The organism is Pseudomonas sp. UBA1879, assembly GCF_002338065.1.
Classification (GTDB): Bacteria; Pseudomonadota; Gammaproteobacteria; order Pseudomonadales; family Pseudomonadaceae; genus Aquipseudomonas.
In genome coordinates this window covers 283,373-308,054 of sequence record NZ_DDHJ01000013.1, presented here as the reverse complement: position 1 = coordinate 308,054, position 24,682 = coordinate 283,373, and the positions used below count along the sequence as shown (strand labels likewise).

At 60.7% G+C, this 24,682-nt stretch carries 24 protein-coding genes and 1 pseudogene; all 25 read left to right on the top strand.

The genetic code is table 11. The features are described 5' to 3' along the window. The first annotated feature begins 3 nt into the window (after window positions 1-3). The 25 genes and pseudogenes from rpmF to B3N48_RS13245 all read left to right on the top strand — a co-directional run bounded on the left by rpmF (window position 4) and on the right by B3N48_RS13245 (window position 24,674). On the top strand, window positions 4-186 hold the full coding sequence (rpmF, locus tag B3N48_RS13365) for a 50S ribosomal protein L32 (protein WP_003179396.1): 183 nt from the start codon (window positions 4-6) through the stop codon (window positions 184-186). A 4-nt stretch (window positions 187-190) separates the two neighbouring features. After that, window positions 191-1,198, top strand: coding sequence for a phosphate acyltransferase PlsX (gene plsX / locus B3N48_RS13360; protein ID WP_296184280.1), 1,008 nt, complete (start codon window positions 191-193; stop codon window positions 1,196-1,198). A gap of 131 nt (window positions 1,199-1,329) precedes the next feature. Further along, window positions 1,330-2,268: an ACP S-malonyltransferase gene (fabD, locus tag B3N48_RS13355; protein WP_296184278.1), complete on the top strand. Its 939-nt coding sequence runs from the start codon at window positions 1,330-1,332 to the stop codon at window positions 2,266-2,268. Window positions 2,269-2,281: 13 nt separating this feature from the next. Next, window positions 2,282-3,019, top strand: a complete 738-nt coding sequence (fabG, locus tag B3N48_RS13350) for a 3-oxoacyl-ACP reductase FabG (protein ID WP_166596766.1) — start codon at window positions 2,282-2,284, stop codon at window positions 3,017-3,019. Between the two features lie 186 nt (window positions 3,020-3,205). After that, window positions 3,206-3,445, top strand: a complete 240-nt coding sequence (gene acpP, locus B3N48_RS13345) for an acyl carrier protein (RefSeq protein WP_296184269.1) — start codon at window positions 3,206-3,208, stop codon at window positions 3,443-3,445. Window positions 3,446-3,553: 108 nt separating this feature from the next. After that, on the top strand, window positions 3,554-4,798 hold the full coding sequence (gene fabF, locus B3N48_RS13340) for a beta-ketoacyl-ACP synthase II (protein WP_296184265.1): 1,245 nt from the start codon (window positions 3,554-3,556) through the stop codon (window positions 4,796-4,798). Then, entirely contained in the window at window positions 4,798-5,613 is an 816-nt protein-coding gene (gene pabC / locus B3N48_RS13335) for an aminodeoxychorismate lyase (RefSeq protein ID WP_296184486.1), read from the top strand. Before fabF ends, pabC begins: the two co-directional genes overlap by 1 nt. 3 nt (window positions 5,614-5,616) lie before the next feature. Beyond that, on the top strand, window positions 5,617-6,912 hold the full coding sequence (mltG, locus tag B3N48_RS13330; protein WP_296184262.1) for an endolytic transglycosylase MltG: 1,296 nt from the start codon (window positions 5,617-5,619) through the stop codon (window positions 6,910-6,912). 19 nt (window positions 6,913-6,931) lie between these two features. Further along, a complete protein-coding gene (gene tmk / locus B3N48_RS13325) occupies window positions 6,932-7,576 on the top strand; it encodes a dTMP kinase (protein ID WP_296184260.1) in 645 nt (214 codons plus the stop codon). Continuing rightward, on the top strand, window positions 7,569-8,555 hold the full coding sequence (locus tag B3N48_RS13320; protein WP_296184257.1) for a DNA polymerase III subunit delta': 987 nt from the start codon (window positions 7,569-7,571) through the stop codon (window positions 8,553-8,555). The genes tmk and B3N48_RS13320 overlap by 8 nt, the downstream gene beginning before the upstream one ends. A 42-nt stretch (window positions 8,556-8,597) precedes the next feature. Next, complete coding sequence (locus tag B3N48_RS13315; protein ID WP_296184254.1) at window positions 8,598-8,954, top strand: PilZ domain-containing protein; 357 nt, start codon at window positions 8,598-8,600, stop codon at window positions 8,952-8,954. Between the two features lie 15 nt (window positions 8,955-8,969). Beyond that, window positions 8,970-9,758, top strand: coding sequence for a TatD family hydrolase (locus B3N48_RS13310; RefSeq protein ID WP_296184250.1), 789 nt, complete (start codon window positions 8,970-8,972; stop codon window positions 9,756-9,758). A 401-nt stretch (window positions 9,759-10,159) separates the two neighbouring features. After that, on the top strand, window positions 10,160-10,822 hold the full coding sequence (locus B3N48_RS13305; RefSeq protein WP_296184247.1) for a TetR/AcrR family transcriptional regulator: 663 nt from the start codon (window positions 10,160-10,162) through the stop codon (window positions 10,820-10,822). 160 nt (window positions 10,823-10,982) lie between these two features. Continuing rightward, window positions 10,983-11,588 (top strand): DUF4823 domain-containing protein, encoded by a 606-nt coding sequence (locus tag B3N48_RS13300; protein ID WP_296184245.1) that lies wholly within the window; start codon window positions 10,983-10,985, stop codon window positions 11,586-11,588. Window positions 11,589-11,598: 10 nt separating this feature from the next. Further along, entirely contained in the window at window positions 11,599-12,162 is a 564-nt protein-coding gene (locus B3N48_RS13295) for a DUF1285 domain-containing protein (RefSeq protein ID WP_296184242.1), read from the top strand. 88 nt (window positions 12,163-12,250) lie between these two features. Next, entirely contained in the window at window positions 12,251-13,261 is a 1,011-nt protein-coding gene (locus B3N48_RS13290) for an aspartate-semialdehyde dehydrogenase (RefSeq protein WP_296184240.1), read from the top strand. 116 nt (window positions 13,262-13,377) lie between these two features. Then, entirely contained in the window at window positions 13,378-16,143 is a 2,766-nt protein-coding gene (locus B3N48_RS13285) for a FimV/HubP family polar landmark protein (RefSeq protein ID WP_296184237.1), read from the top strand. Window positions 16,144-16,484: 341 nt separating this feature from the next. Further along, window positions 16,485-17,309: a tRNA pseudouridine(38-40) synthase TruA gene (gene truA / locus B3N48_RS13280; RefSeq protein ID WP_296184485.1), complete on the top strand. Its 825-nt coding sequence runs from the start codon at window positions 16,485-16,487 to the stop codon at window positions 17,307-17,309. 59 nt (window positions 17,310-17,368) lie between these two features. Then, window positions 17,369-17,989: a phosphoribosylanthranilate isomerase gene (locus B3N48_RS13275; RefSeq protein WP_296184235.1), complete on the top strand. Its 621-nt coding sequence runs from the start codon at window positions 17,369-17,371 to the stop codon at window positions 17,987-17,989. A 292-nt stretch (window positions 17,990-18,281) separates the two neighbouring features. Then, window positions 18,282-19,202, top strand: a complete 921-nt coding sequence (gene accD / locus B3N48_RS13270; RefSeq protein WP_296184233.1) for an acetyl-CoA carboxylase, carboxyltransferase subunit beta — start codon at window positions 18,282-18,284, stop codon at window positions 19,200-19,202. After that, a pseudogene (folC, locus tag B3N48_RS13265) lies at window positions 19,199-20,505 on the top strand (bifunctional tetrahydrofolate synthase/dihydrofolate synthase). The gene accD and the pseudogene folC overlap by 4 nt, the downstream one beginning before the upstream one ends. Continuing rightward, entirely contained in the window at window positions 20,489-21,175 is a 687-nt protein-coding gene (locus B3N48_RS13260; protein ID WP_296184230.1) for an SPOR domain-containing protein, read from the top strand. Before folC ends, B3N48_RS13260 begins: the two are co-directional and overlap by 17 nt. Window positions 21,176-21,332: 157 nt before the next feature. After that, on the top strand, window positions 21,333-21,920 hold the full coding sequence (locus B3N48_RS13255) for a CvpA family protein (RefSeq protein ID WP_296184228.1): 588 nt from the start codon (window positions 21,333-21,335) through the stop codon (window positions 21,918-21,920). 12 nt (window positions 21,921-21,932) lie between these two features. Further along, a complete protein-coding gene (gene purF / locus B3N48_RS13250) occupies window positions 21,933-23,441 on the top strand; it encodes an amidophosphoribosyltransferase (RefSeq protein ID WP_296184226.1) in 1,509 nt (502 codons plus the stop codon). 21 nt (window positions 23,442-23,462) lie between these two features. Beyond that, a complete protein-coding gene (locus B3N48_RS13245) occupies window positions 23,463-24,674 on the top strand; it encodes an O-succinylhomoserine sulfhydrylase (protein ID WP_296184224.1) in 1,212 nt (403 codons plus the stop codon). The last annotated feature ends 8 nt before the right edge of the window (window positions 24,675-24,682 follow it).

Here is a 24,682-nt window from a genome sequence, read left to right as displayed (position 1 = left end):
ATTATGGCTGTTCAGCAGAACAAAAAATCCCGCTCTGCCCGTGACATGCGCCGTTCGCACGACGCTCTCGAGGCTAGCACCCTGTCTGTAGAAAAAACCACCGGTGAAGTTCACCTGCGTCACCACGTATCGCCAGAAGGCGTATACCGTGGCCGTAAAGTGATCGACAAGGGCGCTGACGAGTAATTTCTTGTCTGCTCCGGTCATCGCGATCGACGCAATGGGCGGGGACTTCGGTCCCCGCAGCATTGTTCAGGCCAGTATCGCCTGCCTGCTCGCTTCACCCTCGCTTCACCTGACCCTCGTCGGTCAAGCCTCCCTCCTTGAAGAACTCGTCGCCCGCCACCCTGGCGTCGATCGGTCGCGCCTGCTCGTCGTCAATGCCACTGAAGTCATCACCATGGATGATCGCCCGTCCCTGGCCCTGCGGGGCAAGCCTGACTCGTCCATGCGCGTGGCATTGCGCCTGCTGGCGGAAGACAAGGTGCAGGCCTGCGTGAGTGCTGGTAACACCGGGGCGCTGATGGCGCTCTCGCGTTTCGTGCTCAAGACCCTGCCAGGCATTGACCGACCTGCCATGGTGGCGGCCATTCCGACCCAGCGCGGTTATTGCCAATTACTGGATCTGGGCGCCAATGTCGACTGCAGCGCAGATAACCTTTACCAGTTTGCCGTGATGGGCTCGGTGGCCGCCGAAGCGTTGGGCGTGGCGCGGCCGAAGGTCGCACTGCTCAACGTCGGCACCGAAGACATCAAGGGCAATCAACAGGTGAAGTTGGCGTCGAGCTTGTTGATGGCAGCCCCAGGACTCAATTACATCGGTTTCATCGAGGGTGACGGGCTGTATCGAGGCGAGGCGGATGTGGTGGTGTGCGACGGTTTTGTGGGAAACATCCTGCTCAAGTCCAGTGAAGGGCTGGCGACCATGATTGGTGAGAGAATCGAAACCCTGTTTCGGCAAACTGTGCTTACCAGAGCGGTAGGTGCGGTGGCCATGCCGTTGCTCAGGCGTCTCAAGGCCGATCTCGCTCCGGCGCGGCACAACGGCGCCAGTTTTTTGGGTCTGCAAGGCATCGTCGTCAAAAGTCATGGCTCGGCGGGCGTTCAGGGATTCCAGAGCGCGATTCAGCGTGCCTTGATCGAAATACAGGAGAATTTGCCCGAGCGCCTTCATGGGCGTCTGGAGGCGTTGCTGTAGGGTGTCTTGCGCTAGAATGTGACCGCTGTGACCCGACAGTCATCCTACTGACCAGTCGCAACACTTTGAATTATCTCGCGTTCGGCCGGGGCCGGACGTTCTTTTCGACGACCATAATCAGGGGCCAGTCAATGTCTGCTTCCGTCGCATTCGTCTTTCCGGGCCAGGGCTCGCAGTCCCTCGGCATGCTCGCTGAGCTGGGCGCGCAGTATCCGTTGGTGCTGGACACGTTCAAAGAGGCCTCCGATGCGTTGGGCTACGACCTGTGGGCACTGACCCAGCAGGGCCCGGAAGAGCGCCTCAATCAAACCGATAAAACTCAGCCAGCCATCCTGACCGCTTCGATCGCCCTATGGCGCCTGTGGTTGGCGGAAGGCGGCGTGCGCCCTGCGTTTGTCGCCGGTCACAGCCTGGGTGAATACAGCGCGCTGGTCGCGGCGGGCAGTCTTTCGTTGGCCGATGCGGTGAAGCTGGTGGAGCGTCGCGGTCAGTTGATGCAAGAAGCCGTGCCTGCCGGGCAGGGTGGTATGGCCGCAATCCTCGGTCTTGAGGATGCTGACGTCATCGCAGCGTGTGCCGAAGCAGCCCAAGGTGAAGTAGTCAGCGCGGTGAATTTCAACTCGCCAGGCCAGGTGGTGATTGCCGGTGCCAAGGCAGCCGTGGATCGCGCCATTGAAGTGTGCAAGGCGAAGGGCGCCAAGCGCGCGCTTCCGCTGCCGGTCAGCGTGCCGTCGCACTGTGAATTGATGCGCCCGGCAGCCGAGCGTTTCGCCGAGTCCATCGCTGCCATCAACTGGCAGGCGCCGCAGATTCCGCTGGTTCAGAACGTCACCGCGAGTGTGGTCTCGGATCTGGAAGCACTGAAGGCCGATTTGCTGCAGCAGTTGTACAAGCCGGTCCGCTGGGTCGAATCCATCCAGACACTGGCGGCCCAGGGCGCTCTGCAGCTGGTGGAGTGCGGTCCGGGCAAGGTTCTGGCCGGTCTGAACAAGCGCTGCGCCGACGGTGTGGCAACGCACAATCTCAATACCCCCGAAGCTTTCGCCGCCACCCGCGCGGCGCTGGCCTGATAAGGAGAACTGCATGAGTCAGGGTAAAGTTGCACTGGTCACCGGCGCGAGCCGTGGCATTGGCCGGGCTATCGCTCTGGAACTGGGCCGTAACGGCGCCATCGTGGTGGGCACCGCGACATCCGAAGCGGGCGCCGAGAAGATCACCGCCTACTTCAAAGAGAACGGTATCGAAGGATTTGGTCTGGCGCTGGACGTTGGCAGCGACGAGTCTGTCAGCGCTGTTCTGGCACAAATCACCGAGCGTGTTGGGGCGCCGTTGATCCTGGTCAACAACGCCGGCATCACCCGTGACAACCTGATGATGCGCATGAAAGATGACGAATGGCATGACGTCATCAACACCAATCTGACCAGCCTGTATCGCTTGACCAAGGGCGTTCTGCGAGGCATGACCAAGGCCCGTTGGGGTCGGATCATCAGCATTGGTTCGGTAGTGGGTGCCATGGGCAACGCAGGTCAAGTAAACTACGCCGCCGCTAAAGCGGGTCTGGAAGGTTTCAGCCGCGCACTGGCGCGTGAAGTCGGTTCCCGGGCGGTGACGGTGAACTCGGTAACGCCGGGTTTCATCGATACCGACATGACCCGTGAGTTGCCAGAAGCACAACGTGATTCCCTGACGACCCAGATTCCTCTGGGTCGACTGGGGCAGGCCGAAGAGATCGCGCACGTGGTCGCTTTTCTTGCCTCGGAAGGTGCAGGCTACGTTACCGGGGCTACAATCCCCGTGAACGGCGGCATGTACATGTGACTCCCCGTATCGAAAAAATGTCATACGAGCTGTCTAAAATCCGTTATAAAGCTGAAATCTAATAATGGGCAGGGGGTCGATGGGCGTAGCGGGAATTGCGTTTAGCTTGAAATACGCAAAACCTCTTCTATACACTTACCCACCGGCCAGCTGCCCGAACTTGTCCACTAGGAGTTAAAACACGGTATGACCACCACCATCGAAGAGCGCGTCAAGAAAATCGTTGCCGAGCAACTTGGCGTCAAACCTGAAGAAGTCGTGAACACTGCTTCTTTCGTCGAAGACCTGGGTGCCGACTCCCTTGACACCGTTGAGCTCGTGATGGCTCTGGAAGAGGAATTCGAGACCGAAATCCCTGACGAAGAAGCCGAGAAGATCACCACCGTTCAAGCCGCTATCGATTACGTTACTGCCCACCAGGCGTAAGCTTTGTAATCGTAGTTCGCTTGTCCTGGAGAAACCGCACTGCCTAAGGCGTGCGGTTTTTTCTTTAAACAGGGCCAGCGTTTCGTCAATAGATTAAAGGAGAGTCCTGTGTCGCGTAGACGCGTCGTGGTCACCGGTATGGGTATGCTGACGCCACTGGGTAACGATGTGCCCAGCACCTGGCAAGGCATTCTGGCTGGCCAGAGTGGCATTGGCCCCATCGAACACACGGACCTTTCGGCTTACACGACCCGTTTCGGCGGCTCGGTCAAAGGCTTCAACGTCGAAGAATATCTGTCGCCCAAAGAGGCGCGCCGTCTCGACCTGTTCATTCAATACGGCCTGGCTGCCAGCTTCCAGGCTGTGCGCAATGCCGGAATCGAAATCACCGACGCCAATCGCGAGCGCGTGGGTGTGGCCATGGGTTCCGGCATCGGCGGCCTGACCAACATCGAAAACACCAGCCGTCTGCTGCACGACCAAGGGCCGGGCAAGATTTCGCCGTTCTTCGTGCCGGGCTCGATCATCAACATGATTTCCGGGTTCCTGTCGATCCATTTGGGCGCGCAGGGGCCAAACTACGCCATTGCCACGGCTTGCACCACGAGCACCCATTGCATCGGCATGGCCGCGCGTAACATTGCTTACGATGAAGCTGACGTGATGATCGCGGGTGGCGCTGAAATGGCGGCCTGCGGTCTGGGTATGGGCGGCTTTGGTGCGTCCCGTGCGTTGTCCACCCGTAACGACGAGCCGGCCCGTGCCAGTCGTCCGTGGGACAAGGGCCGCGACGGTTTCGTGCTGTCCGACGGCGCCGGTGCGCTGGTGCTCGAAGAACTGGAGCACGCCCGCGCGCGTGGCGCGACCATTTACGCTGAGCTCATCGGTTTCGGCATGAGCGGCGATGCGTTTCACATGACCTCGCCGCCGGAAGACGGCTCGGGCGCTGCGCGCTGCATCACCAATGCGCTGCGTGATGCCAAGGTTCGTCCGGAGGACGTGCAGTACATCAACGCCCACGGTACCTCAACGCCGGCCGGCGACCTCGCGGAAGTGAATGCGATCAAAACGGTGTTCGGCGAACATGCCTACAAGCTGGCCGTCAGTTCGACCAAGTCCATGACAGGCCACCTGCTCGGTGCGGCGGGTGCTATCGAGGCCATCTTTAGCGTGTTGGCAATCAATGGCCAGGTGGCGCCACCGACCATCAACCTGGATGAGCCCGGCGAAGGGTGTGACCTGGACTTCGTACCTCACGAACCTCGCAGCATGCCCATCGACGTCGTCGTGTCCAATTCCTTCGGGTTTGGCGGCACCAATGGCTCGCTGGTGTTCCGTCGGTTCGCGGAATGATCCCGAGCTGGATCGATGGGGTGCCTGCCGACGCTCTGTCCGTCAAGGATCGAGGGCTGGCCTACGGCGATGGTCTGTTCGAGACCGTGCTTGTCAAGGCTGGCCAGCCATTGCTCTTCGAGCGGCATCTGGAACGTCTTGCGCGGGGTAGCAAACGTCTGGTGATGGCGCTCGATCTGCCACTGATCGAACGCGAGTGCAAGGCATTCGCCGCGCAGGTGAATGAGGGTGTAATGAAGCTGATCGTCACCCGAGGCGATGGTCAGCGCGGCTACGCACCCACCGCCGATGTTCAGCCTCGACGCGTGCTTCAGGCCAGCCCCTCGCCCGTTTACCCGGCGGCCAACGCCGAACAGGGTATTCGGCTGTTCCCTTGTCGCACGCGTCTGGCCGAGCAACCGCTGTTGGCGGGCCTCAAGCACCTCAATCGACTCGAGCAGGTGCTGGCGCGCAACGAATGGCACGACACGGAGCATGCCGAAGGGCTGATGCGCGATGTCTCCGGCCGTATCGTCGAAGCGGTCTACAGCAACCTCTTCATGGTCAAGCGTGGGGTGCTGCTGACGCCTGATCTGACCCGTTGCGGCGTGGCGGGTGTGATGCGGGCGGCGTTGTTGGACCTGGCTGAGCAAAACAATCTGCCCGTGCGCGCGCTGGACCTGGACCTGTCTGACCTGCAAAAAGCCGATGAAGTGTTCGTATGCAACAGCGTCTATGGCATCTGGCCCGTGCGCGGCTTCGAGCAACTGAACTGGCCCGTTGGCCCTGTCACCCGTAAACTGCAACACCTCGTCCGCGGGCTTCTGGATATCTGATTCGTGATCCGAAAATTATTCGTCTTGCTGGAAACGGGTGTGGTTCTGGCAGGGTTGTTGTTGGGTCTGGCCTATTGGCAGCAGAACAACGCGCTGCAGCAGCCCTTGAACCTGACGCAAGAGCGTTTGCTCGATGTGCCCTCGGGGGCGTCGCCGACTGGCGTCCTGAATCGTCTGGAAAGCGAAGGCATCCTCAAGGACGCACTGTGGTTGCGTCTTTACTGGCGCTTCAACCTCACGGGGCAGTCGTTGCACAGTGGCGAGTACCGCATGACGCCCGGCATGACCGCGAAATCGCTACTGGGCTTGTGGCAGAAGGGTGAGGTGGTGCAATACAGCTTGACGCTCGTAGAGGGATGGAATTTCCGTCAGGTGCGCGCCGCGTTGGCCAAACAACCCAAGCTGGAGCAGACGCTGTCCGACCTCAGCGACAGCGAGCTGATGGCTAAGATTGGCCATCCGAACGTGTTTCCGGAAGGCCGGTTCTTTCCGGATACCTACCGCTACGTGCGTGGCATGACCGACGTTGAGCTCCTCAAGCAGGCCTACAACCGTCTGGAGGATGTGCTGCAAGAGGAGTGGGACAAACGCGCGGCCGACGTTCCGTATGTCGACCCATATCAGGCGCTGATCATGGCGTCACTGGTGGAAAAAGAAACCGGTGTGCCACAGGAGCGCGGACAGATCGCGGGCGTGTTCGTGCGTCGTCTGCAGCAGGGCATGTTGCTGCAGACCGATCCGACCGTGATCTATGGGCTGGGCGAACGCTACAACGGCAAGATCACCCGCGCATTCTTGAAGGAGGCGACGCCCTACAACACGTACGTCATTTCCGGCCTCCCTCCGACGCCCATCTCGATGGTAGGGCGTGAAGCGATCCACGCGGCGATGCATCCGGCGCCGGGCACCAGCCTGTATTTCGTCGCGCGAGGCGATGGCAGCCATGTGTTTTCTGCTGACCTCGACGCGCATAACGCGGCGGTCAAGGAATACCAGCTCAAACGTCGGGCCGATTATCGTTCCAGCCCGGCACCTGCGTCGCCACCGGCTATTGCGCCGGCGCCGGGCGTTGATCCTGTGCCGACCGCAGGCATGCCTGGGGGGGAGTCGGCGCCAGCCTCCTTGCCCCAAGTGCCCGCTTCGGATGAGAAGCCGCCAGAGCAGGGCGCTTCGAAGGCTACGACTTCTGAGCCGTCGAGCACTGAACCTTCCACGACCGAACCGTCGAACGCTGACCAACCACAGCCGCCGACCGAGGCCAGCGACAAGAACGGAAACGTCGAGTCGCGCCCGCAATGACTCTGATTAAGGACTGCCTGTGACTGGTTTGTTTATTACGCTGGAAGGCCCGGAAGGTGCAGGCAAAAGCACCAACCGCGAATACCTCGCCGAACGCCTGCGCAGCCACGGCATCGATGTAGTGCTGACCCGTGAGCCAGGCGGCACGCCGCTGGCCGAGCGCATCCGTGAGCTGCTGCTCGCTCCCAGCGACGAAGCGATGGCTGCTGATACAGAGTTGCTTCTGGTTTTCGCCGCACGCGCGCAGCATCTGGCAAGGGTGATCGGTCCCGCGCTGGCTCGCGGCGCGGTGGTCTTGTGCGATCGGTTCACGGACGCGACTTACGCCTATCAAGGCGGTGGCCGTGGCCTGTCGGTCGAGCGTATCGCCGCACTTGAGGCATTCGTCCAGGGCGCATTGCGTCCCGACCTCACGTTGGTGTTCGACCTGCCTGTGGAAATCGGTCTGGCTCGCGCCACAGCCCGGGGACGGCTTGACCGCTTCGAGCAAGAAGGCCGTGCATTCTTCGATGCGGTGCGCAGCACCTATCTGGAGCGCGCCGCGGCAGCGCCCGAGCGTTATCGCCTGGTGCAAGCCGCGCTGCCGCTGGATCAGGTCCAGGCGTCCCTCGACGTGCTGGTGCCGGACCTGCTCACCCTCCTGGCGGCGCGTCAGCATGGCTGAAGCCTATCCTTGGCAGCAAAGCCTCTGGCAGCAACTCGCCGGACGTACTCAGCACGCTCATGCCTATCTGCTACACGGGCCAGCCGGCATCGGCAAACGCGCGTTGGCCGAGCGCCTGATGCACCTGTTGCTGTGTCAGCAGCCTGCAGGGTTGGAAGCGTGCGGGCAGTGCAAATCCTGTTCACTGCTGGCGGCGGGCAGTCATCCGGACAATTACGTGCTGGAGCCGGAAGAGGCGGACAAGGCGATCAAGGTGGATCAGGTGCGCGACCTGGTCAGTTTTGTGGTGCAAACCGCGCAGATGGGCGGGCGCAAAGTGGTGCTGATCGAGCCGGTCGAGTCGATGAACATCAACGCGGCTAACGCCCTGCTGAAGAGCCTGGAAGAACCGTCGGGTGATACGGTGCTGTTGCTCGTCAGCCATCAGCCGAGCCGTTTGTTGCCAACTATCAAAAGCCGTTGCGTGCAGCAGGCCTGCCCGTTGCCGAGCGAAGCAATGAGTGTTGCGTGGCTGGCCGATGCCTTGCCGGAATGCACTGAAGAAGAACGGGTCGAGCTGCTGACCCTCGCGGCCGGTTCGCCGCTGGCTGCCGTCAGTCTTCAGGCCCAGGGCGTGCGTGAACAGCGCGCATTGGTGGTCGACGGCGTGAAGAAGCTGCTCAAAGGCCAGCAATCGCCGACCCAACTGGCCGAAGGCTGGAAAGACATCCCGTTGTTGCTGCTGTTCGACTGGTTCTGCGACTGGTCGAATCTGGTGCTGCGCTATCAGCTCACTCAGGACGAAAGCGGGCTGGGTCTGGCTGACATGCGCAAGGTGTTGCAATACCTGGCGCAAAAGTCGCCCCAAGGTAAGGTCCTCGCAATCCAGGACTGGGTGCTGCTTCAGCGTCAGAAAGTGCTGTCGAAAGCGAACCTCAATCGCGTTTTGTTGCTCGAAGCGTTATTGGTGCAGTGGGCAGCGCTGACCGGACAGGGTTAGACTGGCCATCCGCATGACATCAGTCCCCACGAGGAAGTTGAGATGAGTGTTCCCCTGAGCCCGGGTCCACGTAATGGCATCCTGTCCCTAACCATCAAGGACAAGTCGGTTCTGTACGCCGCCTACATGCCTTTCATCAAGAATGGCGGTCTGTTTATCCCCACCAGCAAGAGCTACAAGCTGGGGGATGAGGTGTTCCTGCTATTGAACCTGATGGACGAACCGGAAAAGATTCCGGTCGCTGGCAAGGTGACCTGGATCACCCCCAAAGGCGCTCAGGGCAACCGCGCAGCGGGCGTTGGCGTGCAGTTCAACGATGGCGACAATACCGCCCGCAACATGATCGAAAACTACCTGGCCGGGGCTCTCAAGTCCGACCGTCCGACCCATACGATGTAAGTTGCCTCGGTTCCCATGCTCGTAGATTCCCATTGTCACCTTGATCGTCTCGATCTCACCCAACACGCAGGCTCACTGGACAACGCACTGGAAGCCGCGCGCGGGCGGGGTGTCGGGCATTTCCTGTGCATCGGCGTCAGCGCCGACAATGCCAGCGCGGTCAAAGCCCTGGCCGAGCGTTACGACGACGTGGACTGCTCGGTCGGCATTCACCCGCTGGACCTCAAGCCGGGTGAAGCACCGGCGCTGGATTGGCTGCTGGGCGAACTGAATCACCCGCGCGTGGTGGCGATTGGCGAAACCGGCCTGGATTATCACTACGAGCCTGAAGCGGCGGAATTGCAGCAAGCGTCGTTTCGTCTGCATTTGCAGGCTGCCAATCGTACGGGCAAGCCGGTGATTGTCCACACGCGCGGGGCGCGAGCCGACACCCTTGAACTGCTTCGCGAGGCCGCGTTGCCCCAGGCCGGCGTGCTGCATTGCTTCACTGAAGACTGGGACATGGCCAAAGCGGCCCTCGATCTGGGTTTTTACATTTCGCTCTCGGGCATCGTGACCTTCCGCAACGCCGATGCATTGCGCGATGTAGCGAGTAAGGTGCCGGCGGATCGCTTGCTGGTGGAAACCGATTCGCCGTACCTGGCACCGATTCCTTATCGCGGCAAGCCTAATCTGCCGCAATACGTGCGCGAAGTGGCCGAGTTTCTGGCGATGCTCCGGGGTGAGTGCTTCGAGCGTTTTTCCGAGCAGACCACTGAGAACTTCAAGCGCCTGTTCCCGCTGGCTCGAGTCAAAGCGGGCTGACATCCGGTCTCGAAACGCAGACAAAAAAAACCCGGGTTCTGGGGGGTGAATCCGGGTTAAGACCATTAGGAGTAAACAAAGACACGCTATCCATTGGTGCCTTTACCGATACTGCACTTGGGGGAGATGCCGCATCGGCGAATGTAAGTATTGGTCATATCCGGCGGGCGTCCAGCCAGAGTTGTACGTTTTTTAAACAGTTTTGGAATACTCGACGGCCTCTTGATACCGCAATGGGTGCTGCCTTCGTTTGAAACGAAGACGGATCAGCCGGGCAGGGTCAGAACGCGGCATTTACGCCAGAGGTGGTTTCCAACATGAACATCGTCGGATGATCCGTGCAATTTCACCCCGTTTAGGCATAATGTGCGGCTTCGATTTTGAACCTAAAGCCTCCTCCTATGCAGAAAGAACCTCGTAAAGTCCGTGAGTTTCGCCGCCGTGAGCAGGAAATTCTCGACACCGCGCTAAAGCTGTTTCTCGAACAGGGTGAAGACAGTGTCACCGTCGAGATGATTGCCGATGCTGTGGGTATCGGCAAAGGCACGATCTATAAGCATTTCAAATCCAAGGCTGAAATCTACCTCCGCTTGATGCTCGACTATGAGCGCGATTTGAACGAGCTGCTGCATTCCGCCGATGTCGACAAGGACAAGGAAGCATTGTCCCGCGCCTACTTTGAATTCCGCATGCGCGATCCGCAGCGCTATCGGTTGTTCGACCGGCTGGAGGAGAAGGTGGTCAAGGGCAATCAGGTGCCTGAGTGGGTCGAACAGTTGCACAAAATCCGTGCCTCGAACTTCGAACGCCTGACGCTGCTGATCAAGGGCCGTATTTCCGAAGGCAAGCTGGAAGACGTGCCGCCTTACTTCCACTACTGCGCCGCTTGGGCACTGGTGCACGGTGCTGTGGCGTTGTATCACTCGCCGTTCTGGAGCAACGTGCTGGAAGATCAAGACGGTTTTTTCCAGTTCTTGATGGACATCGGCGTGCGCATGGGCAACAAGCGCAAGCGCGACCCTGAAGTCGGTCACGACCTCAAACCAGAAGCGTCGGGCAGCTGACCTCGCCCGTTGGCCGACAGGCTCGCAGCAAGGAGTGGCGTCTTTCAGCTGTCGGAAGTTCGAGGGCGATCAGGATCCGCGATTAACCTTCTGACATGGCGCAAAAGCTGCATTAACCGGCCATTCGCCGGTTTTCCGTCGCCGGACTTTGGAGGAAACAATGCGTAGCCTGGTTTTACTGCTGGCCGTCCTGGCCCTGAGTGGCTGCATGCACGTCAGCGATCTGGCACAGGGCGCTCACGACGAACTCAGCGATGCGGGTCTGCTGGATCACAGTTCTACGCGCCGGATCAACAATTTCCGCCTGCAACCCGATTCCTTCATTTATATCGCTCAGGGCGCCTTTGCGCCGCCAGGCGGCGCTTATCCACGCCCTAATGTGGTGGCTGAAGAGGCGTTCAATGGCTTCATTGAGTATTTCCCGCTGGTCCGCCGCGCCCGAGCGCCGGAAGGGCTGGACGAGGCGATGAACGAGGCCCGTGCCGCGGGCGCGCATTACCTGCTTTACACCCGTTTTGCCAAGGCGGACGACCGAATCGGCAATTTTGACGAATGGTCCGATCAGGAAGCCGTTGATCGTCTGGGCATCGACAGCGGCGTCATTCAGCTGATGCTGATCGAAACCAACACCCGTTATCTCATCGACAGCGCGCGCATTCACAGCCGTGGCGGTCTGCTCACCCTGCACGACACCAAGCCTGAAGATTTGCTTGGGCCGCCCATGGAGGATTACGCTCGCAGCTTGTTGGGCGTTTCTGCCCGCTGAGGAGAGGCGTATGAGTGGTGCGGGAAAGGCCAACGACCTGTTGGCGCAATTGCCCAAGACCGGCAAGGGCTTGCCCCCTGTGCACCTGTGGAGCCCTGATTTTTGCGGCGATATCGACATGCGAATCGCCCGCGACGGCACTTGGTTTTACTTGGGCACGCCAATAGGCCGTAAGCCGATGGTGAAGCTGTTTTCCACCATCATTCGGCGGGACGGTGACGATTATTTCTTGATCACGCCCGTGGAAAAGGTCGGCATCACGGTAGACGACGCGCCCTTTGTCGCCGTCCTGCTGGACGTGGAGGGTGAAGGCGAGTCGCAGATTCTCCGCTTCACGACCCAAGTCGACGACGTGGTCGAGGCCAGTGCCGAACATCCCCTGCGCGTCAGCATCGACCCCGCCACTCAAGAGCCTGCGCCTTATGTGCACGTGCGCAGCAACCTCGAAGCGCTGATCCATCGCAATGTTTTTTATCAACTGGTGGAGCTTGCGGTCGTGCGGGCGATCGACGGTGAGCGCTGGCTGGGCGTCTGGAGCCACGGCGAGTTCTTTCCGGTGGGCCTGGAGCCTTAACGCGTTCAGCGTTGAAACGGCCGGGCGAATTGCCTGGCGTGCCACTCGCGGTTAAAGTGCCGCCCCCCGATTTTTCTGAGGTTTTTGCATGAGTCAGTCCTTTGATATCGCCGTGATCGGCGCCACCGGTACTGTCGGCGAAACCATCGTCCAGATCCTCGAGGAGCGCGACTTTCCCGTCGGCGAACTGCACCTGCTGGCGAGCGCTGAATCGGCCGGCAGCTCGGTCGCCTATCGCGGCAAGAACGTACGCGTGCGTGAGGTCGACGCCTTCGATTTCGGCAAAGTGAACATCGCGTTCTTTGCGGCGGGCCCTGATGTCACCCGCAATCACGCCAGGCATGCCACGGCTGCGGGCTGTGCAGTGATCGACCTGTCCGGTGGTCTGCCGGTCGAGCAGGCGCCGAACCTTGTCCCCGAGGTCAATGGCGACCTGTTGAGTCGCCTTGGCAAACCCCTTCAGGTGGCCTGCCCGAGCTCCGGTGCGACGGCGCTGGCCTTGGCGCTTGCCCCGTTACGTCAGCTACTGGACATCCGGCGGGTGAACGTAACGGCCTGCATGGCGGTGTCCAGCCAGGGGCGGGAAGGGGTCACCGAGCTGGCACGCCAGACCGCCGAGCTGCTCAACGTTCGGCCGCTCGAGCCGCGCGTGTTTGACCGGCAGATGGCGTTCAACGTCCTTGCCCAAGTGGGCGTGCCGGATGCCCAAGGTCATGTGCCTCTGGAAAAACGCCTGGTCGATGAGTTGCGCGAGTTGCTGGCGCTGCCTTTAATCAAGATCGGCGTGAGCTGCATTCAAGTGCCGGTGTTCTTTGGCGACAGTCTGAGCGTGTCGGTGGAGGCTGCTTCGCCGTTCGATCTGGCGGCCGTCGGAGACGCCTTGAACGCGGCGGAGGGGATTGAGCTCGTAGACGCTGGCGATTACCCGACGCCGGTGGGCGATGCAGTCGGGCAGGACGCCGTCTATGTAGGACGTTTACGCGGCGGTATTGACGATGCCTGCGAGCTGAACTTTTGGGTCACTTCGGACAATGTGCGCAAAGGCGCGGCGTTGAACGCTGTGCAGGTCGCTGAATTGTTGATAAAAGAGCTTACGTAAAAGATACTTGCCGGCAATTCAAAGAATCATTCTAGCTGTGGCGTGTAGAAACGCCCTACGCCCTAGCAGGCTTTATCTTCTCGGTCGCCGGGGAAATTTTAAACAAGGGATGGGCTATGGTTCAGGTTCGTAAACTGGTTTTAGCAATCGCTGCAGCCTCGGCGTTGTCATCCGGGATGGCTCAGGCGCTTGGTCTCGGTGGTTTGACCGTGAAGTCGAGCCTGAACCAGCCGCTGCTTGCCGAGATCGAGCTTACGCAAGTGCAGGATCTCAATTCTGCCCAGGTCGTGCCCAGTCTGGCCAGCTCGGCCGAATTTGCGCAGGCAGGCGTCGGGCGTACGGCAGTCCTTGATGACTTGACGTTCACGCCGATCGTGACGCCCGGCGGCAAGAGCGTTCTGCGCATTACGTCCAGCAAGCCCATTCGTGATCCTTACGTAAAATTCCTGGTGCAAGTGCTCTGGCCTAACGGTCGGGTGCTGCGCGAGTACAGCCTGCTGCTCGACCCGCCGAAGGTCTCGCCACAAGCTGCTGCCGCAGCGACGGCCCAGTTGCCGTCTACCGCTCCCGGCACCGCCCCTGCTCAGGCCCCGACCGCCGAGGCGCCTGCCGCACCGACGCCTGCTCCAGCCCCGGCAGCGCCTGCAGAGCCCAAGTTCACCCAATACACCACCGCCAATAACGACACCTTGTGGGAAATTGCCGAGCGGGTGCGTAACGGCGGAACGGTGCAGCAGACCATGCTGGCCATTCAGGCGTTGAACCCGGACGCCTTCATTGCCGGCAACATCAATCGGCTGAAAAAAGGCCAGGTTTTGCGTTTGCCGTCGCCGCAGGAAGCGACCGCCACGCCGCAGCCTCGGGCCATTGCCGAAGTGGCAGAACAAAACCGCGCCTGGCGTGAAGGCCGGCGCCTGCCGAGCGGCACCCGCCAAGTGGACGCAACGCGTCGTGACCGTACCGGTGCTGCCCCTGCGCAGATTGACGCCAAAGACAACCTCAGTCTGGTCTCGGGCAATAAGCCAGGCGCCAAAGGCGCGGCGGGCGATGCTGAACTGAGCAATAAACTCGCGGTCACCCAGGAAAATCTGGACAGCACTCGTCGTGACAACGCCGAGCTGAAAAGCCGCATGAGCGACCTGCAAAGTCAGGTCGACAAACTTCAGCGTCTGATCGAACTGAAAAACGATCAACTGGCCAAGATGCAAGCCGCTGGCGCCGCAGTGCCACCGCCACCGGTCAACGATGCCAATGGCACGGTCAGCCCCAACAGCGTGACCAACCCGAACAACGCCGCCAATCCGGCCATGCCGGCGCAGATCGTGTCACCCGCGCCTGCCCCGGATGCCGCGGGCAAGCCGCCCAATGAAATTGCCCCTGAAGACGCGCTGCCCGTCGAAGGTGCGAATGTCACGGGAGCGACACCGGATCAGCCGTTGGTCGTGGCGCCAGACACCGCTGCCAACCCCGACAACCAAAGCACATTGGACAAGATTCTCGCCAGTCCGATGCTGATGGGCTTAATCGGCGGTGCTGCGGTTCTGGTGTTGTTGCTGCTGATCCTGCTGTTGGTGCGTCGTCGCAACGCCATTCTCGAAGCGGAAAGACATCGGCAAATGGCGCGTGCGTTGTCGGAAGAATCCGATTTCGCGTCTGACATGAACATGCCGGAAAGCAGTTTCGAGGGGCTGGAGGTGCCTCCGCCTGCCGTAAAGCCGGCACCTCTGTCGGCCGTCATCATCGAGCCGACCCGTGAGCGTCCGACTGATGTGCTGGTGCAGGCTGAAATCCATATCGCTTATGGCCGTACGAACCAAGCCGTTGCACTGTTGGAAGAGGCGATAAAAGAAGAGCCTCAGCGTAGCGAACTGCGCCTCAAGCTCATGGAACTCTACGCGCAACAGGGCAATCAGGCCGGTTTCGTCGCGCAGGAACGCCAACTGGTGGCCACGGGAAAGAACCACGCTGAAGTCGAGGCGCTCAAGAGCCGTTATCCCGCCATGGCCGCGGCTGCTGCGGCGGTTGCGGGGGCGGCGGGCGCAGCGGCTTTGGCTTCTGAAATGGACGCCCGGTACGTCGAGGATTTGCTGACCGACAAGGCCGAATCTGAGCCGGCACCTGCGCCTGTCGTGGAAACTCCGGACGATTTCGACACCGCGTTTGACTTGAGTCTGGATGATCTGGAAGCGGCTTCTCCCGCCGAAGTCAAAGATCTCAGTGCGCCCAGCGCGCACGATGGTCTTGATGATCTGGACCTCGATGCACCCTTCGGTGGCGCGGCGGCGGACGATCTCGACTTCGACGCGATCCTGCGCGAGCAGACCGAAGCCAAGGCGGCACCAGGCGACCTGGCGGATTTCGATCTTGATCTTTCGGAAGATCAGCCCGCTCTCAGAGCCGAGGACAACGACCTGCTTGGCCTTGAAGACCCAGTGGGCGACTTGCCACTGCGCGAAAGTTTGGTTGACCGGGGCGCTCACACACAGGCCGATGACGACGAGCTTGAGTTGCCCGATGATTTCGATTTGTCGCTCGCCGATGAGATCGAGACCGATCAGGCTTCTGAAGCCTTTGCCTCGGAAATTGACGACGTCAACGCCGAGCTTGAGCGTCTGTCCAACAGCCTCGAACAACCGCCGATTGCCAAGCCGTTCGACGACGTTCCAACTTTCACTGAAGACGACGCGCTGCTGGCCGACGACGAACCGGAGTTCGACTTCCTGTCGGGGACCGATGAAGCGGCGACCAAGCTGGACCTGGCCCGCGCCTACATCGAAATGGGCGATGCCGATGGCGCCCGCGATATCCTCGATGAAGTCGTGGCGGAGGGGGACGACGGCCAGAAGACCGAGGCTCGCGAAATGCTGTCGCGACTGGTCTGATCCGCTCGTCAGCGCCCATGGAAACGACCGCTTCGGCGGTCGTTTTTGTTTTTTGCTGTCAGCGGTGTTGAAAGCTTTCAGGGCGTGAGCTTGTCCACGAACGCAGGTGTTCCGGCGGCAATCATCTGCGACCGAACGCACCTCTTCGTGAGCATGCTCATTCCATTGAAACAAGTGGTGGCCTGCAGCAGGTGTGTGCCTGGCTGCAACTCGGGATCGCTCTGGTCGAGTGCCAATGGCGTCTTTTCTCTTCATCCGTATAATGGCCGCCCTTGCGCACATCGACAGGCTTTAAGCACTTGGCAACCACAGACACAGAGGCAGAAACAGCCGCCGCCGAAATGGCCGCTGAAGGTTTTTCCAGAATCGCACTGGGCGTCGAATACAAAGGTTCACGCTACAGCGGCTGGCAGCGCCAGTTGAGCGGCGTCCTGACCGTTCAGGAGACACTGGAAAACGCCTTGTCGAAAGTCGCCGACTCGCCGGTTTCCCTCATGTGCGCAGGACGAACCGATGCCGGAGTTCACGCCTGCGGCCAGGTCGTGCATTTCGACACCCGGGCCGTGCGCAGCATGAAAGCCTGGACCATGGGCGCCAACATCAATCTGCCTCACGACGTCAGTGTGACGTGGGCCAGAGAAATGCCTGCGCACTTTCACGCGCGCTTCAAGGCTATCGCCCGACGCTATCGCTACGTGATCTACAACGATCAGATCCGCCCGGCGCACCTGGGCCAGGAAATCACCTGGAATCACCGTCCGCTGGACGTCGAACGCATGGCGCTGGCGGCGGAATACCTGGTGGGCACTCACGATTTCAGCGCGTTTCGGGCGGGGCAATGCCAGGCCAAGTCGCCTATCAAGCAGATCCACCACCTGCGCGTCACGCGTCACGGCAAGATGATCGTCATCGACATCCGTGCCAACGCGTTTCTGCATCACATGGTGCGTAACATCGCGGGCGTTCTGATGACCATCGGGGCAGGGGAGCGACCCGTGGAGTGGGCAAGCGAAGTGCTGGAAAGCCGGGTGCGACGCACAGGCGGTGTAACCGCGCACCCGTTCGGTCTGTATCTGGTACAGGTTGAGTACCGCGACGAGTTCCCGCTGCCGGATCGCTACATCGGCCCGCACTTTCTTACAGGGTTCTCGGAACTTGGCGGCTGACGCCCTGAACAGCATTTGCTACCATCCGTGACTTTCGCAAGGCTTGAGGTATTCACTGCATGTCAGCCGTTCGCAGCAAGATCTGCGGTATTACCTGCATAGACGATGCGCTGGCCGCTGTCGACGCGGGAGCCGATGCCATCGGTTTCGTGTTCTACCCCAAGAGTCCTCGGGCCGTCACCGCCGAGCAGGCCCAGGCGATCATTGCCCAACTCCCCCCGTTCGTCAGCACCGTCGGGCTGTTCGTCAATGCCGAGCGACAGGCGCTCAAGTCGCTGCTGGATACCGTCCCGCTTGACCTCATTCAGTTCCATGGCGACGAGACCCCCGAACAATGCGAGGGCTACCATCGCCCGTGGATCAAAGCCTTGCGGGTGCAGGCCGGTGACGATATCGCGGCCAACTGCGCGCTTTACCAGAAAGCCAGCGGCATTTTGCTCGACACTTACGTCGCGGGCGTGCCGGGCGGCACGGGCGAAACTTTCGACTGGGCGTTGATTCCAAAACACTTGAGCAAACCGATCATCCTCGCAGGCGGGCTGACGTCGGCTAACGTGTCGCAGGCGATTGCCCAGGTTCGTCCTTATGCCGTGGACGTTAGCGGCGGCGTGGAAAAGTCCAAGGGGCGCAAGGATCACGACAAGATTCGCGCCTTCATGAGCGCGGTCCGCGGGGTCTGAAGGGTTTTTTCCGTTGGTGATGGCCACCAATGTGACGGCACACAGGCGATCACCGTCCACTACCCTGCGACCACGGTTCGCGGGTTGCCAAAATTGAACGAGCGAAGACGTTTACGCGTCTCGATGCAAGCGGTTGAGGGCAGTGTCGACGAGGGTGTCGCAGCAGCAGGTCAGGCGTTGGCGCCGATCGTTGCAGGACAGTTCGCCACACTGCACATGAATTTAGTTTAAAGGCATGCGCCTGGCCTCGATGGCCATCGCGTTCAGGCCACCGGTACTGGAGAAAGAAAGCATGAGCAACTGGTTGGTAGACAAACTGATCCCTTCGATCATGCGTTCCGAGGTCAAAAAAAGCTCGGTACCTGAAGGCCTTTGGCACAAGTGCCCATCCTGCGAGGCGGTCCTGTATCGTCCGGAGCTGGAAAAGACCCTCGACGTCTGTCCAAAGTGCAATCACCACATGCGTATCGACGCCCGCGCGCGTCTGAATATCTTCCTTGATGTCGAAGGCCGTCAGGAAATCGGGGCCGATCTTGAGCCCGTCGACCGCCTGAAATTCCGCGACAGCAAAAAATACAAAGACCGCCTCACCGCTGCCCAGAAGCAGACGGGTGAAAAGGACGCGCTGATTTCCATGAGCGGCACGCTGCTGGGTATGCCGGTGGTCTGCAGCGCCTTTGAGTTCTCGTTCATGGGCGGTTCCATGGGCGCCATCGTCGGCGAGCGTTTCGTTCAGGCGGCCAACTACGCCCTGGAAAAACGCTGCCCGATGATCTGTTTCGCGGCCTCGGGTGGCGCGCGCATGCAGGAGGCGCTGATCTCCCTGATGCAGATGGCCAAGACCTCCGCCGTGCTGGCACGTTTGCGTGAGGAGGGTATTCCTTTCATTTCCGTATTGACCGATCCGGTCTATGGCGGCGTTTCCGCCAGTCTGGCGATGCTGGGCGACGTGATCGTTGCCGAGCCGAAAGCGCTGATCGGCTTTGCGGGTCCACGCGTGATCGAGCAGACCGTGCGTGAAAAACTGCCGGAAGGCTTCCAGCGCAGCGAATTCCTGCTGGATCACGGCGCGATCGACATGATCGTCCACCGCCAGGAGCTGCGTCAGCGTCTGGGTAACCTGCTGGCTCAGATGATGGGGCTGCCAACCCCTAAATTCGTTGCGCCAAAACTCGAGCCGATCGTGGTGCCTCCAGCACCGGCCAATATATGACCGCACGCTCCCTGAGCGACTGGCTCAGCTATCTGGAGCAACTGCATCCATCGGCCATCGACATGGGGCTGGATCGGGCGCGGCAGGTGGCGCTGCACATCGGTTTGAGCCGTCCCGCGCCGCGTGTCATCACGGTGACCGGTACCAATGGCAAAGGCTCAACGTGCGCTTTCATCGCTTCCTTGTTGCAAGCCCAAGGGCTCAAGGTCGGCGTCTACAGCTCGCCGCATCTGGTGCGTTATAACGAGCGGGTGCAGGTGCAGGGTGTCGAGGCTACGGACGAACAGCTGTGCGAAGCCTTCGAGGTCATCGAGAAGGCGCGCGGCGATGTTTCCCTGACCTATTTCGAGATGGGCACCCTCGCGGCGTTCTGGCTGTTCGAGCAAGCGGCGCTCGACGCCGTTGTGCTGGAGGTCGGCCTCGGCGGGCGGCTTGACGCCGTAAACCTGATCGGCGCGGACATGGCGCTGGTGACCAGCATTGGTGTCGACCACGCCGAGTGGCTCGGGAACACCCGTGAGTCGGTGGCGTTCGAGAAGGCGGGGATCTTTCGCGAAGGCCGTCCTGCGTTGTGCGGCGATGTTGACCCGCCTCAGCCGCTACTGGATCAGGCCAAGTCCCTGCACTGCCCGCTGTCATTGCGAGGTACTGACTTCGATTTGAGCATGGGCACAACCACCTGGAGCTGGTTCGGCACTGATGCCAGCGGCCAGCGCGTCGAGCTGCTCGATCTGCCGTTCCTCGACTTGCCGATGCAAAATGCGGCGCTGGCGCTGCAGGCTTACCTGCTGCTGGGTTTGCCTTGGCAAGAGGCGTCGATTCGCCAGGCGTTGTCGGATACGCGAGTGACCGGACGTCTGGATCGTCGCGCTTTCGACTGGCAGGGCAAACGCCTGCAGGTGCTGCTCGACGTCGGTCACAATCCCCATGCGGCGGTGTTCCTTGCCCAGCGTCTGCATCAGCGGCCCGTCAAGGGCAAGCGTCTGGCAGTGTTCGGCCTGCTCAATGATAAGGATCTGAGTGGCGTGCTGAGCGCGCTGACGGCTTGCTTCGACAGCTGGGCGGTGGCGCCTTTGCCGACGCCACGCAGCCGCTCCGAGCAAGAGATTGCCGAGACCTTGCAGAACCTTGGCGCGGTCGTGACGTCCTACCCCAGTGTCGCACTGGCGCTGGAAGCACAATGCGCCCACGCCACGACCGATGACGAAATCGTTCTGTTCGGGTCTTTTTATTGCGTAGCCGAGGCCCTGGAATGGCTTGCTGGCGCGTCACGGAGGAAGTGACACATGGCTTTGCTGGATAAGGCGTACAAGCAGCGGATGGTCGGTGCCCTGGTACTGATTGCCATTGCGGTGATCTTTCTGCCGATGCTGTTTTCGCGTCAGGACGAAGCGCGCCATGTACAGGTGGACGCCCCGGCGGCGCCTCAGGCACCTGCCGCTACGCCGATCAAGGTTGAGCCGGTGACCGTTCCCGAGCAGCAGCCGCTGCCGCAAGAGCCTGTACCGAGCGACGAGGAGCTGGCTCAACCCGCGCAACCGGTCAATCATCAACCGCCTTCGATGCCGATTGCTCCGGCGCCGACCAAGGCTGCCCCGCAAGCTAAAGTTGCGCCCGCAGCAAAACCGGCAGTGCCAGCCCAGGCGCCTGCACCAGCCAAAAGTGCACCCGCGCCGACGCCCGCCGCGCCGCCTGCGTTGGCTCAGGACACCAACCGCGTCGATCCCAATGGCTTGTCCATCACGTGGGCCGTGCAAGTGGCCAGCTTGTCCAACCGGGCAAACGCTGACACCCTGCAGAAAACCCTGCGAACCCAAGGCTACAACGCGTACATTCGGACGTCTGATGGCGTGAACCGTGTGTTCGTCGGGCCGCTGATCGAGCGCGCAGAGGCCGACCGCTTGCGAGACCAACTCGACAAGCAGCAAAAGCTCAAAGGCATCGTGGTCCGCTTTCAGCCAGAGCGTAAATAGCTCCAGGCGTGCTGAATCGTGTAGCAGCCGGCACGCCGGCTGTCGCAGGGCCAAAGTCCAATCGTTCGCCTTAATTGGCGACTATCCATAATCCCTGCTTACCGCCGGGCGAGCGCTCTGCTAAAATGCGCCGCCTTATCAGTCTGTAGGCTGCAACGTGTCATTTACTCCGGTTGACTGGGCGATCATTGCGATTGTCGCCATCTCCGCTTTGATCAGTCTCAAGCGCGGCTTCGTCAAGGAAGCGCTGTCCTTGCTGACCTGGATCATCGCAGGTGCCGTTGCCTGGATGTTTGGCGGTTCGCTGGCCCAGTATCTGGTCAACTACATCGAAACACCTTCGGCGCGCGTGATTGCGGGCTGCACCATTCTTTTCGTCGCCACGCTCTTGGTCGGCGCCATGGTCAACTTTCTTATCGGAGAACTGATTCGCGTCACCGGGCTGTCCGGGACCGATCGTTTTCTGGGCATGGTCTTCGGCGCCGCGCGTGGGGGCTTGCTGGTTGTGGTGGCGGTCGGGCTGTTGAGCCTCGGCCCGGTACAACAGGATCAATGGTGGCAGCAGTCCCGATTGCTGCCGCAGTTCGTAATGGTCGCTGACTGGTCGAAAAACCTGATTCTCGGGATGTCCAGCAAGTGGCTAGCCAGCGGGATCAGCGTACCTGTTGATATCCCGTTCAAGGATCAGCTCCTGCCGACGGCAACGCCGCAGGATGTGATCGGTAAATCCAGTTCCACTAAGTAGGGGTTGTGTCGCATGTGTGGCATCGTCGGTATCGTCGGCAAGTCGAACGTCAATCAGGCGCTGTATGACGCGCTTACCGTCCTCCAGCACCGCGGCCAGGACGCTGCCGGTATCGTGACCAGCCATGACGGCCGGTTGTTCCTGCGCAAGGACAACGGTCTGGTTCGTGATGTGTTCCATCAGCGCCATATGCAGCGCCTGGTCGGTCACATGGGCATCGGTCACGTCCGTTATCCCACCGCAGGCAGCTCGACCTCGGCCGAAGCCCAGCCGTTCTACGTCAACTCGCCGTACGGCATCACCCTGGCGCACAACGGCAACCTGACCAACGTCGAGCAGCTGGCCAAGGAGATTTACGAATCCGACCTGCGCCACGTCAACACCAACTCCGACTCGGAAGTCTTGCTCAACGTCTTCGCTCACGAGCTGGCGGTGCGCGGCAAGCTGCAACCGACCGAAGAAGACATCTTCGCAGCTGTCACCGACGTGCATAACCGTTGCCGTGGTGGTTATGCGGTTGTAGCGATGATCACCGGTTACGGCATCGTCGGCTTCCGCGACCCGGACGCCATTCGCCCGATCGTGTTCGGCCAGCGCCACACCGACGAAGGCGTGGAGTACATGATCGCCTCGGAAAGCGTTGCCCTCGACGTACTGGGCTTCACCCTGATCCGCGATCTTGCGCCGGGCGAAGCGGTGTACATCACCGAAGACGGCAAGCTGCATACCCGTCAGTGCGCGACCAACCCGAAATACGCACCGTGCATCTTCGAACACGTCTACCTGGCCCGTCCGGACTCGATCATCGACGGCATCTCGGTGTACAAGGCGCGTCTGCGTATGGGCGAGAAGCTGGCCGACAAGATTCTGCGTGAGCGTCCTGATCACGACATCGACGTGGTCATCCCGATTCCTGACACCAGCCGCACCGCGGCGCTGGAGTTGGCGAACCACCTGGGCGTGAAATTTCGCGAAGGCTTCGTCAAGAACCGCTACATCGGCCGTACCTTCATCATGCCGGGCCAGGCAGCGCGCAAGAAATCCGTGCGCCAGAAGCTCAATGCCATCGAGCTCGAGTTCCGCGGCAAGAACGTGATGCTGGTGGATGACTCCATCGTGCGCGGCACCACGTGCAAGCAGATCATTCAGATGGCCCGCGAAGCCGGTGCCAAGAACGTGTACTTCTGTTCCGCGGCCCCCGCCGTACGCTTCCCCAACGTCTACGGCATCGACATGCCGAGTGCCCACGAGCTGATCGCTCACAACCGTTCCACTCAGGACGTGGCCGACCTCATCGGCGCCGACTGGCTGGTCTATCAGGATCTGACTGACCTGATCGAGGCGGTGAGTGGCAGCAAAAAGATCAAGATCGACAATTTCGACTGTTCGGTCTTCGACGGCAAGTACGTGACCGGTGACATCGACGAGCATTACTTGAACAAGATCGAACAGGCGCGTAACGATGCTTCGAAGGTCAAGACTCAGGCAGTGAGTGCGATCATCGATCTGTACAACAACTAATTCAGACAAGGAGTAGACGGCATGACTCAGCAATGGGATGCCGGTCGACTGGACAGCGATCTGGAAGGCGTGGGTTTTGACACCCTCGCGGTCCGCGCCGGTCAGCACCGTACGCCGGAGAGCGAACACAGCGATCCACTGTTTTTCACCTCCAGCTACGTGTTCCGTACGGCGGCCGATGCGGCCGCGACGTTCGCTGGCGAGCAGCCTGGTAATGTCTATTCGCGTTACACCAACCCGACGGTGCATTCGTTCGAAGAGCGTATTGCGGCGCTGGAAGGTGGCGAGCAGGCGGTGGCGACGTCCACAGGCATGTCGGCGATTCTGGCGACGGTGATGAGCCTGTGCAGCGCTGGCGATCACGTGCTGGTGTCGAAAAGCGTGTTCGGTTCGACCATCAGCCTGTTCGAAAAATATTTCAAGCGCTTCGGTGTGCAGGTCGATTACGTTCCGCTAGCCGAATTGTCCGGCTGGGACGCGGCGATCAAGCCCAACACCAAGTTGCTGTTCGTCGAGTCGCCGTCCAACCCGCTTGCCGAGCTCGTGGATATTTCCGCACTGGCTGAAATCGCCCATGCCAAGGGCGCAATGCTGGTGGTCGACAACTGTTTCTGCACCCCGGCCCTGCAGCAACCGCTGCGCATGGGCGCTGACGTGGTCGTGCACTCGGCCACCAAATTCATCGACGGCCAAGGCCGTGCGATGGGTGGGGTTGTGGTGGGTCGCAGCGAACAGATGAAAGAAGTCGTCGGCTTCCTGCGCACTGCCGGCCCTAGCTTGAGCCCTTTCAACGCCTGGCTGTTTCTTAAAGGGCTCGAAACCCTGAACATCCGCATGCGCGCCCACTGCCAGAACGCCCTTGAACTGGCGCAATGGCTGGAGCAGCAGGATGGCATCGAGAAAGTGCATTACGCCGGCCTCGAAAGCCATCCGCAGCATGACTTGGCCAAGCGTCAGCAAAAAGCCTTCGGTGCGGTGGTCAGCTTTGAGGTCAAAGGTGGCAAAGAAGGTGCCTGGCGCTTCATCGATGCCACGCGGCTGATTTCGATCACCGCCAACCTGGGCGACACCAAAACCACGATCACCCACCCGAGCACCACGTCCCACGGCCGCTTGTCGCCGCAGGAACGTGAGGCAGCGGGCATTCGCGACAGCCTGATCCGCGTGGCGGTGGGTCTGGAAGACGTGGCCGACCTCAAGGCCGATCTAACGCGTGGCCTGGCCGCGTTGTGAGTGATGCC

What these genes read in the sequence shown, in the direction of transcription:
- B3N48_RS13310 (WP_296184250.1), top strand. Translation starts at nt 8,970, where the DNA reads ATGCTCGTAGATTCCCATTGTCACCTTGATCGTCTCGATCTCACCCAA.
- acpP (WP_296184269.1), top strand. Translation starts at nt 3,206, where the DNA reads ATGACCACCACCATCGAAGAGCGCGTCAAGAAAATCGTTGCCGAGCAA.
- truA (WP_296184485.1), top strand. Translation starts at nt 16,485, where the DNA reads ATGGCCGCTGAAGGTTTTTCCAGAATCGCACTGGGCGTCGAATACAAA.
- B3N48_RS13275 (WP_296184235.1), top strand. Translation starts at nt 17,369, where the DNA reads ATGTCAGCCGTTCGCAGCAAGATCTGCGGTATTACCTGCATAGACGAT.
- B3N48_RS13305 (WP_296184247.1), top strand. Translation starts at nt 10,160, where the DNA reads ATGCAGAAAGAACCTCGTAAAGTCCGTGAGTTTCGCCGCCGTGAGCAG.
- rpmF (WP_003179396.1), top strand. Translation starts at nt 4, where the DNA reads ATGGCTGTTCAGCAGAACAAAAAATCCCGCTCTGCCCGTGACATGCGC.
- B3N48_RS13285 (WP_296184237.1), top strand. Translation starts at nt 13,378, where the DNA reads ATGGTTCAGGTTCGTAAACTGGTTTTAGCAATCGCTGCAGCCTCGGCG.
- fabG (WP_166596766.1), top strand. Translation starts at nt 2,282, where the DNA reads ATGAGTCAGGGTAAAGTTGCACTGGTCACCGGCGCGAGCCGTGGCATT.
- B3N48_RS13290 (WP_296184240.1), top strand. Translation starts at nt 12,251, where the DNA reads ATGAGTCAGTCCTTTGATATCGCCGTGATCGGCGCCACCGGTACTGTC.
- B3N48_RS13315 (WP_296184254.1), top strand. Translation starts at nt 8,598, where the DNA reads ATGAGTGTTCCCCTGAGCCCGGGTCCACGTAATGGCATCCTGTCCCTA.
- B3N48_RS13320 (WP_296184257.1), top strand. Translation starts at nt 7,569, where the DNA reads ATGGCTGAAGCCTATCCTTGGCAGCAAAGCCTCTGGCAGCAACTCGCC.
- B3N48_RS13245 (WP_296184224.1), top strand. Translation starts at nt 23,463, where the DNA reads ATGACTCAGCAATGGGATGCCGGTCGACTGGACAGCGATCTGGAAGGC.
- B3N48_RS13260 (WP_296184230.1), top strand. Translation starts at nt 20,489, where the DNA reads ATGGCTTTGCTGGATAAGGCGTACAAGCAGCGGATGGTCGGTGCCCTG.
- purF (WP_296184226.1), top strand. Translation starts at nt 21,933, where the DNA reads ATGTGTGGCATCGTCGGTATCGTCGGCAAGTCGAACGTCAATCAGGCG.
- B3N48_RS13295 (WP_296184242.1), top strand. Translation starts at nt 11,599, where the DNA reads ATGAGTGGTGCGGGAAAGGCCAACGACCTGTTGGCGCAATTGCCCAAG.
- accD (WP_296184233.1), top strand. Translation starts at nt 18,282, where the DNA reads ATGAGCAACTGGTTGGTAGACAAACTGATCCCTTCGATCATGCGTTCC.
- fabD (WP_296184278.1), top strand. Translation starts at nt 1,330, where the DNA reads ATGTCTGCTTCCGTCGCATTCGTCTTTCCGGGCCAGGGCTCGCAGTCC.
- B3N48_RS13300 (WP_296184245.1), top strand. Translation starts at nt 10,983, where the DNA reads ATGCGTAGCCTGGTTTTACTGCTGGCCGTCCTGGCCCTGAGTGGCTGC.